Here is a 9,606-nt window from a genome sequence, read left to right as displayed (position 1 = left end):
CGCCTAACCTGTGGGAGCGTGGCTTGCCCGCGATGCTTTTGACATTACAACGGCATGGTGTAGTGCAGCGCGTAACTTTCTACGCCATCGTTGTGATTGGCCATACCGCCATTGGAATAGTGCGTCGCACGAATCCCGACTTCATGACCGCCGGCAAAACGGGCACCAAAACCGAAACGGTCTTCGAACTGGAAGGACTGGCCAATGTCGTTGTTTTCAAGTTCGGTATGGGAGAAAAACGCCACCCCGATACCCGCCTCGATGTAAGGCTTGACCGACTGACCGGCAAACTCGTAAACAAGCACCGGCGAGAACGACAGGCTGTTGTTGCTGGAAGTCTTGTCCCCGTCCCAATAGGTATAGGCACCGCTCCAGTTACCCGTCAGACGCCCCACGTCACTTTGCCACCAGCTCTTGTCCCAATCGAATTGCATGCCCAGTCGATAGGTCATGGTTGAATCGGTGGTCTGGCCGACCCCGAACTCCACGCCTGCTGCCTGTGCRGTGAAACTTTGCCCCATTAAAGCGGCCGCAATCGCGGCCAAGCAGAATAGTCGCTTCACTAGAAACTTCCTTTTCCAAACGATTTCGTATGGTTTTTTTTGCTGAACGCTATAGAAGTCGACGTTTGATCAAAAGTTCATGCCAGTTGCTCTTTCGCCCCCAACTCGTTACTTACCCCTCGAAGCTTCTCACAACACCCGGCGTATTCCACAGTATCGGCAAGATATTTCTGAAATGAACGGGATCGGCACTCGTCCAAAACTCGGCGGCACGAACCGGCCCGTCGGCGAGCAGTTCACGCTCGGCCAACAGCCGCTGAAGTTGCCGCGCGACAGCAGCCCCCGTGTCGATCAGGCTGATGTCATCGGGGATCATCTGCTTAAGCAAAGGCTTCAGGAAGGGATAATGCGTGCACCCCAGAATCAGGGTGTCGCACCCGGCGCCCAGCAGYGGTTCAACGTATCTGGCCAGTAATTGGCGCAGGGCCGGGCTGTGCAAATCACCGTTTTCAATCAGTTCTACCAGGCCGGGACATGGCTGAGTGATGACGCGCACATCGGTGGCGAAACGGTCGAGCAAAGCGGCGAACTTGGCACTTTGCAAGGTGCCCGTGGTGGCGAGAACGCCTACCACACCGCTGCGGGTCGCGGCGGCGGCGGGTTTGACCGCAGGCTCCATGCCGACGATCGGCCACTGAGGATAATCGCGCCGCAGGTCGGCAACGCCCGCGACGGTCGCGGTATTGCACGCCAGCACCAAGGCCTTCGCACCCTGCTGCTGGAAAAATTCGGCCATGACGCTACAGCGCTGGCGGATGAATTCCGGGGTTTTCTCGCCGTAGGGAATATTCCCGCAATCGGCGACGTACAGCAGTGACTCGTCGGGAAGCAAACGCTGGATCTCGGCCAKCACCGAGAGCCCACCGACGCCGGAGTCGAACACGCCGATCGGCGCTTCACGCATGCGTCGAACCACAAACACTGCAGCCTGGATCACGCTTGACCCGCAACTCGCGAAAACGCGAGCCCAGCGCATCGATCAACAACAGCCGCCCCACCAGCGGCTCGCCGAAACCGACCAGCAGTTTCATGGCTTCCAGTGCCTGAAGACTCCCCACCAACCCCACCAACGGCCCGACGACACCGGCTTCGCTGCACGTCAGTTCGGCTTCGCTGCCATGCCCGTATAAACAGTGGTAACACGGGCTCTCCGGACGGCGCGGGTCAAACACCGACAGTTGTCCGTCGAGACGAATCGCCGCGCCACTGACCAGTGGTTTGCGGGCGGCGACGCAAGCGGCATTGACCGCTTCGCGAGTGGAGAAGTTATCGGAACAATCGAGCACCAGATCTACCGCCGCCACGGCGGTAGCCAGGGAATCCTCGTCCAGTGCAGCGCGATGGGCGATCAGTTTTATCTCGGGATTGATCGCGCTCAGGCGTTTGATCGCCGAATCAACCTTGCTCAGGCCGACGCTATCGGTGTCGTGAACGATCTGGCGTTGCAAGTTGGTCAGGTCGACCGTGTCGAAGTCGGCAAGGTGCAGCTCACCCACGCCAGCCGCGGCCAGGTACAGCGCAACCGGCGAGCCAAGTCCACCGAGGCCGACAATCAACACGCGGCTTTCTTTCAAGCGCAACTGGCCGTCGATGTCGACGTGTTGCAACAGAATCTGCCGACTGTAGCGCAACAATTCCTGATCATTCAGCACGGCAGGCGCCCCAGGCTGATACGTTGGTGACCACCCAGATCGGTACGGCTATGGACGTCTTCAAAGCCGCGGGTCAGCAGCAAATCGCGTACTGCACTGGCTTGATCGTAGCCGTGTTCAAGCATCAGCCAGCCACCGGCTTCGAGGTAGTCCGGTGCCTGGGCGACGATCAAACGCAGATCGTCGAGCCCGTCGACACCGGCCACCAGCGCACTGGCCGGCTCGAAGCGCACGTCGCCTTCTACCAGATGCGGGTCGGAGGAAGGGATGTAAGGCGGGTTGCTGATGATCAGTTGAAAGTGCTGTCCTGCCAGGGCGCTGAACCAATGGCTGCTCAGCACCGTGACGTTGTTGAGGTGCAGTCGCTGGCGGTTACGCTCGGCCAGGGCCACGGCTTCAAGCACGCGATCCACCGCCGTGACCTTCCACGCAGGGCGTTCGCTGGCCAGGGCCAGGGCGATGGCACCACTGCCGGTGCCAAGGTCGAGGACCTTGGCGGGTGTCGCCGGCAACAACTCAAGCGCGGCTTCCACCAGCAGTTCGGTATCCGGACGTGGAATGAGGGTGTGCGGAGCCACTTCAAGGTCCAGCTTCCAGAAGCCTTGCTGCCCCAGAATGTAAGCCACCGGTTCGCCGCCACGACGACGCTGCAAATAACTGGCAAACGTCAACGCCGCTTCACTGGGAACAATGCGCTCCGGCCAGGTGTGCAGAAAACTGCGGGGCTTGCCCAACGCGGCAGCCAGCAACAATTCGGCATCCAGACGCGCGGTGGGCGAGTCAGGCAAATCAGCGGCGCGCAACAAACTGGCAATGATCGTCATTTATTCACCTATCGCTGCCAATTGATCGGCCTGGTACTCGGCCAGCAACGGCTCGATCACCGCATCGACCCCGCCGGCGAGGATTTCGTCGAGCGAATACAGCGTCAGGTTAACCCGATGGTCGGTGACCCGGCCCTGGGCAAAGTTGTAGGTACGGATCCGCTCCGAGCGATCACCGGAACCGACCAGCAATTTACGCTCGCTGGCGATGGCATTCGCCGCGGCGCTGGTTTGCTGATCATTCAGTTTGGCCGACAGCCAGGACATCGCCCGGGCGCGGTTTTTGTGCTGCGAGCGTTCTTCCTGGCACTCCACGACAATACCGGACGGCAAGTGCGTGATGCGGATCGCCGAGTCGGTCTTGTTGACGTGCTGACCACCGGCCCCCGAGGAACGATAGGTATCGACCCGCAAATCCGCCGGGTTGATCTCGATCGCTTCCTGCTCGTCCGGCTCGGGCAACACTGCCACGGTGCAGGCCGAGGTGTGGATGCGGCCTTGGGACTCGGTGGCCGGAACCCGTTGCACACGGTGCGCGCCGGACTCGAATTTCAGCTTGCCGTAGACGTTGTCGCCTTCAACACGGGCGATGACTTCTTTATAGCCACCGTGTTCACCTTCGTTCTCCGAGAGAATTTCCACTCGCCAGCCCCGTCGCTCGGCGTAGCGCGAATACATACGGAACAGGTCGCCGGAGAAAATCGCCGCCTCATCGCCACCGGTGCCGGCACGGATTTCGAGGAACACGTTGCGCCCGTCATTCGGATCTTTGGGCAGCAGCATACGTTGCAGGCTGGCTTCGAGTTCGATCAGTTGTTCCTTGGCTTCGCGGACTTCTTCCACGGCCATTTCGCGCATGTCCGGGTCATTGTCCTTGAGCAGCGCCTGGGCACCTTCAAGGTCGCCTTGCACTTTGAGCAACTGTTTATAGGTGCCGACAATCGGCTCGACTTCCGCGTACTCCTTGGAATAGGTGCGGAATTTGTTCTGATCGGAAATGACTTCGCCATCGCCGAGCAAGGCGGTCAATTCCTCGAAACGGTCCTGGAGGATGTCCAGCTTATTGAGCAGTGACGCTTTCATTGCGGTTTTTTATCCGAAAAGCTATCCGATGAGCCCTCATTCAGGGCAAAGAGTTCCTGGGCCATGGCCAACGCATCAAGGCGGCCTTCGGCAGAGAGCTTCTTCAATTGCACACTGGGGGCATGCAACAGTTTGTTGGTCAGGCCGCGCGCCAGTTGCACCAGCACGTCTTCGGCGCTGCTGCCATTGGCCAGCATGCGCTGGGCCTTCTGTAATTCTTCGTCGCGCAGGCGCTCGCTTTGTTGACGATAAGCCTTGAGTACATCCACCGCCGCCAGTTCGCGCAGGCGCACCATGAAATCTTCGGCGCCGACCGAGACCATTTCTTCCGCCGCCTGAGCGGCGCCTTGACGGCTCTTTAGGTTCTCGGCGACCACTTCGTGAAGATCGTCGACGCTATACAGGTAAACGTCGTCCAGTTCGCCAACTTCCGGCTCGATATCGCGCGGGACAGCGATGTCCACCATGAAGATCGGCTTGTGCTTGCGCAGCTTCAGTGCGCTTTCCACCGCGCCTTTGCCAAGGATCGGCAACTGGCTGGCGGTAGAACTGATAACGATGTCGCTGCGCACAAGCTCAGCCGGGATGTCCGAGAGCAGCACGGCGTGGGCGCCGAACTGCTCGGCAAGAATGCTCGCGCGTTCCAGGGTGCGGTTGGCGACGACAATGCGCTTTACCCCCAGATCGTGCAGGTGGCGGGCGACCAGGGTGATGGTTTCGCCGGCGCCGATCAGCAAGGCCTGGCTGCGTTGCAAGTCACTGAAAATCTGTTTGGCCAGGCTGACCGCGGCAAACGCCACGGACACCGGGTTCTCACCAATGGCAGTATCGGTGCGCACCTGCTTGGCCGCGTTGAACGTGGCCTGAAACAACCGCCCGAGCAGAGGCCCGATGGTGCCGGCTTCACGCGCTACAGCGTAGGCCGATTTCATCTGCCCGAGAATCTGCGGCTCGCCCAACACCAGCGAGTCGAGCCCGGAGGCGACCCGCATCATGTGACGAACTGCCGCATCATCTTCGTGCACATAACTGCTCGCCCGCAGCTCTTCGAGGCTCAAATGGTGATAATCGGCCAGCCAGCGCAGCACAATGTCAGCCGAAAGGTGATCCTGTTCTATATAGAGTTCACTGCGATTGCAGGTGGAGAGGATCGCAGCTTCGCGACTGTCGGTGAGTCGGCAGAGCTGCTGCAAGGCCTCCACCAACTGCTCAGGGGTAAAGGCCACGCGCTCGCGCACGTCTACTGACGCAGTCTTGTGGTTGATACCGAGTGCAAGGAAGGCCATTCAAGGTCGCTGATGGTGACGTGAAGCCGGCAATTGTCCTACTTCGTCACAGACAGAACAACTACCGCTGACTATTGTCCCAATGTCGCGCCTCTATAAAGGCAACGATTGAGACTCGGTTATGTTTGGCCGAAGGCTTGTGTCATGATGATCCGACCGCAGGTTAGTCGTCCTTTTCCTATATGAATAGATCTTCCGCGTTGCTCCTCGCTTTTGTCTTCCTCAGCGGCTGCCAGGCCTTGGCACCCGTGTCGCCGGACAGTACACCGCCGGTTGAAGACAGCAGCCCGGCCCCTGAAAAGCCCAAGGTTTACAGCTCATTCAGTGAAGAAACTGTCTTCAGCCTGTTGAGTGCCGAACTGGCTGGCCAGCGCAATCGTTACGACCTTGCTTTGGACAACTACGTGACCCAGGCCATCAACACACAGGATCCGGGCATCTCCGAGCGAGCGTTTCGCATTGCCGAGTACCTGGGCGCCGATCAGGCCGCCCTGGACACCGCGCTGATCTGGGCAAAAAACGCCCCAAACGACCTTGAAGCGCAGCGTGCGGCCGCCGTGCAACTGGCCCGTGCCGGTCGTTATGACGACTCCATGGTCTATATGGAGAAAGTCCTGCTAGGCAAAGGCGACACGCATTTCGACTTTCTTGCCCTGGCCGCAGCCGATACCGACCAGGACACGCGCAACGGTTTGATGAAAAGTTTCGACAGTCTGCTGCAGCGCCATCCGAAAAACAGCCAGTTGATCTTCGGTAAGGCCTTGCTGATGCAACAGGATGGTGATGCCAAAGGCGCGTTGATCCTGTTGGAAAACAATCCACCGGACGATGGCGAAATCGCCCCGATTCTGCTGCGCGCGCGCCTGCTGCAAGTACTCAACCGTGGCGACGAAGCCTTGCCGCTGCTGCAAAAAAGCATCAAGAAATACCCGGACGACAAGCGCCTGCGCCTGACTTACGCACGCATGCTGGTTGAACAAGACCGCATGGATGACGCCAAGGCGGAGTTTGCAAGCCTGGTTCAGCAATACCCGGAAGACGACGAACTGCGTTACTCCCTGGCACTGGTCTGTCTGGAAGCCAAGGATTGGGACCAGGCCAAGGGTTTGCTTGAAGACCTGATCGCCCGCGACTCCCACGTTGATTCCGCCCACCTGAACCTCGGTCGTATCGCTGAAGAACGCAACGATCCTCAAGGCGCGCTGATCGAATACGGCAAAGTCGGGCCGGGTAACGAATACCTGCCGGCACAGTTGCGTCAGGCCGATATTCTGATGGACAACGGCAACACCGCCGAAGCGCAACGCCGCCTGGCTGCCGAGCGCGACGAGCAACCGGATTACGCGATTCAGTTGTATTTGATCGAAGCCGAAACCCTGTCCGCCAATAAACAGGGGGACAAGGCCTGGGCGGTCTTGCAGAAAGCCTTGCAACAGTACCCGGACGATCTGAATCTGCTGTACACCMGCGCCATGCTGGCGGAAAAACGCAATGACCTGGCGCAGATGGAAAAAGACCTGCGACTGATCATCAAGCGCGACCCGGACAATGCCATGGCATTGAATGCGCTCGGCTACACGCTGTCTGATCGCACCACACGCTACGCCGAAGCCAAGGCCCTGATCGAACAGGCACACCAGATCAATCCGGAAGACCCGGCAGTACTCGACAGCCTCGGCTGGGTGAACTACCGCATGGGCAATCTCGATGAAGCCGAGCGCTATCTGCGCCAAGCGCTGGATCGCTTCCCCGATCAGGAAGTCGCCGCCCACCTGGGCGAGGTCCTGTGGGCCAATGGCAAACAGCGCGAAGCCAAACAAATCTGGGGCAAATTCCTCAAGGAACAACCCGACAGCCCTACCCTGCGCGGCACCATCAAGCGCCTGACCGGATCAGAGACTCTTTAAGATTATGTTTTTGCGCCACATTATCGTTTTCAGTTTTATCGCCCTGCTCGCCGGTTGCGCGGGTTTCGGCGCCCGCGAATCGGTCGAAGGTCACGGTAATCCGGCCCAATGGCGCGAACACAAACAGCAACTGACCAGCCTCGACGGTTGGCAGATCAACGGCAAGATCGGCATCCGCGCGCCCAAAGACTCGGGCAGCGGCACCCTGTTCTGGCTGCAGCGTCAGGATTACTACGACATCCGCCTTTCCGGCCCGCTGGGTCGCGGCGCCGCACGCCTGACCGGCCGACCTGGCAAGGTCTCGCTGGAAGTCGCCAATCAGGGCCGCTATGACGCACCGAACCCGGAAATCCTGCTGGAAGAACAACTGGGCTGGAAATTACCGGTGTCGAATCTGGCCTGGTGGGTCCGCGGGCTCCCGGCGCCCGACAGCAAAAGCAAATTGACGCTGGATACCGACAGCCGCCTGGCGAGCCTCGAACAGGATGGTTGGCAGGTTGAATACTCCTCTTACACACAACAAAACGGTTTCTGGCTGCCCGAAAAGATCAAGCTGCACGGCACCGACCTTGATGTCACGCTGGTGATCAAGGAATGGCAACCACGCAAGCTGGGGTCGTGAATATGACGACTGCGCGCTTGACGCTGCCCTCCCCGGCCAAACTCAATCTGATGCTGCACATCCTCGGTCGCCGTGAAGACGGTTATCACGAGCTGCAGACAATTTTTCAGTTCCTCGATTACGGCGATGAAATCACCTTCGCCGTTCGCGACGACGGTGTGATCCGCCTACATACCGAATTCGATGGTGTTCCGCACGACAGTAATTTGATCGTCAAGGCCGCAAAGCAACTGCAGGCGCAATCCGGTTGTGCGCTTGGCATGGATATCTGGATCGAAAAAATCCTGCCCATGGGAGGCGGAATTGGCGGTGGCAGCTCCAATGCCGCGACCACATTGCTGGGCCTCAATCATCTCTGGCAATTGGGTTGGGACGAGGATCGACTGGCAGCGCTGGGCCTGGGACTGGGCGCAGACGTCCCGGTTTTCGTGCGCGGCCACGCGGCTTTTGCCGAAGGCGTAGGGGAGAAACTGACCCCTGTGGACCCCGAAGAACCGTGGTATGTCGTGCTGGTACYGCAAGTATCTGTAAGTACAGCAGAAATTTTTTCCGATCCGCTGTTGACACGTAACTCTCCTCCCATTAAAGTGCGCCCCGTTCCCAAGGGAAACAGTCGTAATGACTGCTTGCCGGTGGTAACAAGGCGTTATCCAGAGGTACGTAACGCTTTGAATTTGTTAGGTAAATTTACCGAAGCAAAACTCACCGGAACTGGAAGTTGTGTGTTTGGGGGCTTCCCAAGCAAAGCTGAAGCTGATAAAGTCTCGGCCCTTCTTACAGAGACCCTTACAGGGTTTGTAGCAAAGGGAAGCAACATTTCGATGTTGCATCGCAAGCTGCAAAGTCTGCTCTAAAGGAACCGATTACTGGGTAATCGTTGCAACAGATACAGGGGCGTCGCCAAGCGGTAAGGCAGCAGGTTTTGATCCTGCCATGCGTTGGTTCGAATCCAGCCGCCCCTGCCATTTTCCTATACTCATCCAGGTTACCCTCAGCCTTCAGGTACTGCGCGTGTCCAAGATGATGGTCTTTACGGGGAACGCCAACCCCGATCTGGCTCGACGTGTCGTACGTCAGCTGCATATCCCTCTCGGTGACATCTCTGTCGGTAAGTTTTCCGACGGCGAAATTACAGCCGAGATCAATGAAAACGTCCGCGGTAAAGATGTCTTCATTATTCAGCCGACTTGCGCTCCGACCAACGATAACCTGATGGAACTGGTAGTGATGGCTGATGCCTTCCGCCGCTCCTCGGCTACTCGTATCACTGCTGTTATTCCTTACTTTGGTTATGCCCGTCAGGATCGCCGTCCGCGTTCCGCACGTGTAGCTATCAGCGCGAAAGTCGTCGCTGACATGCTTACCGTAGTCGGCATCGACCGTGTTCTCACGGTTGATCTGCATGCTGACCAAATCCAGGGCTTCTTCGATATTCCGGTAGATAACATCTACGGCTCCCCGGTATTGGTGGATGACATTGAAGATCAGCGCTTCGAAAACCTGATGATCGTGTCCCCGGACATTGGTGGCGTCGTGCGTGCACGGGCTGTTGCCAAATCCCTGGGCGTGGATCTCGGGATCATCGACAAACGCCGTGAGAAAGCCAATCACTCTGAAGTGATGCATATCATCGGTGATGTCGAAGGGCGTACCTGTATTCCCTGTATTC

At 58.4% G+C, this 9,606-nt stretch carries 10 protein-coding genes and 1 tRNA gene; 5 read left to right on the top strand and 6 right to left on the bottom strand.

The annotated features are described in order from the left end of the window. Positions 1-44: 44 nt before the first annotated feature. The 6 genes from AC1DSG_RS22470 to hemA all read right to left on the bottom strand — a co-directional run bounded on the left by AC1DSG_RS22470 (position 45) and on the right by hemA (position 5,408). On the bottom strand, positions 45-563 hold the full coding sequence (locus AC1DSG_RS22470) for an acyloxyacyl hydrolase (RefSeq protein ID WP_477792847.1): 519 nt from the start codon (positions 561-563) through the stop codon (positions 45-47). A 112-nt stretch (positions 564-675) separates the two neighbouring features. After that, complete coding sequence (gene murI, locus AC1DSG_RS22465; RefSeq protein WP_477792846.1) at positions 676-1,467, bottom strand: glutamate racemase; 792 nt, start codon at positions 1,465-1,467, stop codon at positions 676-678. Continuing rightward, a complete protein-coding gene (locus AC1DSG_RS22460) occupies positions 1,460-2,215 on the bottom strand; it encodes a molybdopterin-synthase adenylyltransferase MoeB (RefSeq protein WP_477792845.1) in 756 nt (251 codons plus the stop codon). Before AC1DSG_RS22460 ends, murI begins: the two co-directional genes overlap by 8 nt. After that, positions 2,209-3,039 carry a peptide chain release factor N(5)-glutamine methyltransferase gene (gene prmC / locus AC1DSG_RS22455; protein WP_477792844.1) on the bottom strand — a complete coding sequence of 277 codons (831 nt, stop codon included), beginning with the start codon at positions 3,037-3,039 and terminating at the stop codon, positions 2,209-2,211. The genes AC1DSG_RS22460 and prmC overlap by 7 nt, the downstream gene beginning before the upstream one ends. Beyond that, positions 3,040-4,122, bottom strand: coding sequence for a peptide chain release factor 1 (prfA, locus tag AC1DSG_RS22450; RefSeq protein ID WP_477792843.1), 1,083 nt, complete (start codon positions 4,120-4,122; stop codon positions 3,040-3,042). Beyond that, on the bottom strand, positions 4,119-5,408 hold the full coding sequence (hemA, locus tag AC1DSG_RS22445) for a glutamyl-tRNA reductase (protein ID WP_477792842.1): 1,290 nt from the start codon (positions 5,406-5,408) through the stop codon (positions 4,119-4,121). The genes prfA and hemA overlap by 4 nt, the downstream gene beginning before the upstream one ends. Before the next feature lie 182 nt (positions 5,409-5,590). On the opposite strand from hemA, the gene AC1DSG_RS22440 reads away from it, so the two are divergent. The 5 genes from AC1DSG_RS22440 to AC1DSG_RS22420 all read left to right on the top strand — a co-directional run. Beyond that, positions 5,591-7,315, top strand: a complete 1,725-nt coding sequence (locus AC1DSG_RS22440) for a tetratricopeptide repeat protein (RefSeq protein ID WP_477792841.1) — start codon at positions 5,591-5,593, stop codon at positions 7,313-7,315. Between the two features lie 4 nt (positions 7,316-7,319). Then, a complete protein-coding gene (gene lolB / locus AC1DSG_RS22435) occupies positions 7,320-7,937 on the top strand; it encodes a lipoprotein insertase outer membrane protein LolB (protein WP_477792840.1) in 618 nt (205 codons plus the stop codon). 2 nt (positions 7,938-7,939) lie between these two features. Then, positions 7,940-8,791 (top strand): 4-(cytidine 5'-diphospho)-2-C-methyl-D-erythritol kinase, encoded by an 852-nt coding sequence (gene ispE / locus AC1DSG_RS22430; RefSeq protein WP_477792849.1) that lies wholly within the window; start codon positions 7,940-7,942, stop codon positions 8,789-8,791. Between the two features lie 36 nt (positions 8,792-8,827). Continuing rightward, positions 8,828-8,902 (top strand) — tRNA-Gln (locus AC1DSG_RS22425). Between the two features lie 46 nt (positions 8,903-8,948). Then, positions 8,949-9,606: ribose-phosphate pyrophosphokinase (locus AC1DSG_RS22420; protein ID WP_477792848.1), on the top strand; the 658-nt coding region annotated here is incomplete at its 3' end.

It is taken from the genome of Pseudomonas sp. P5_A12 (assembly GCF_056400685.1).
This window is presented reverse-complemented; position numbering and strand designations above follow the sequence as displayed.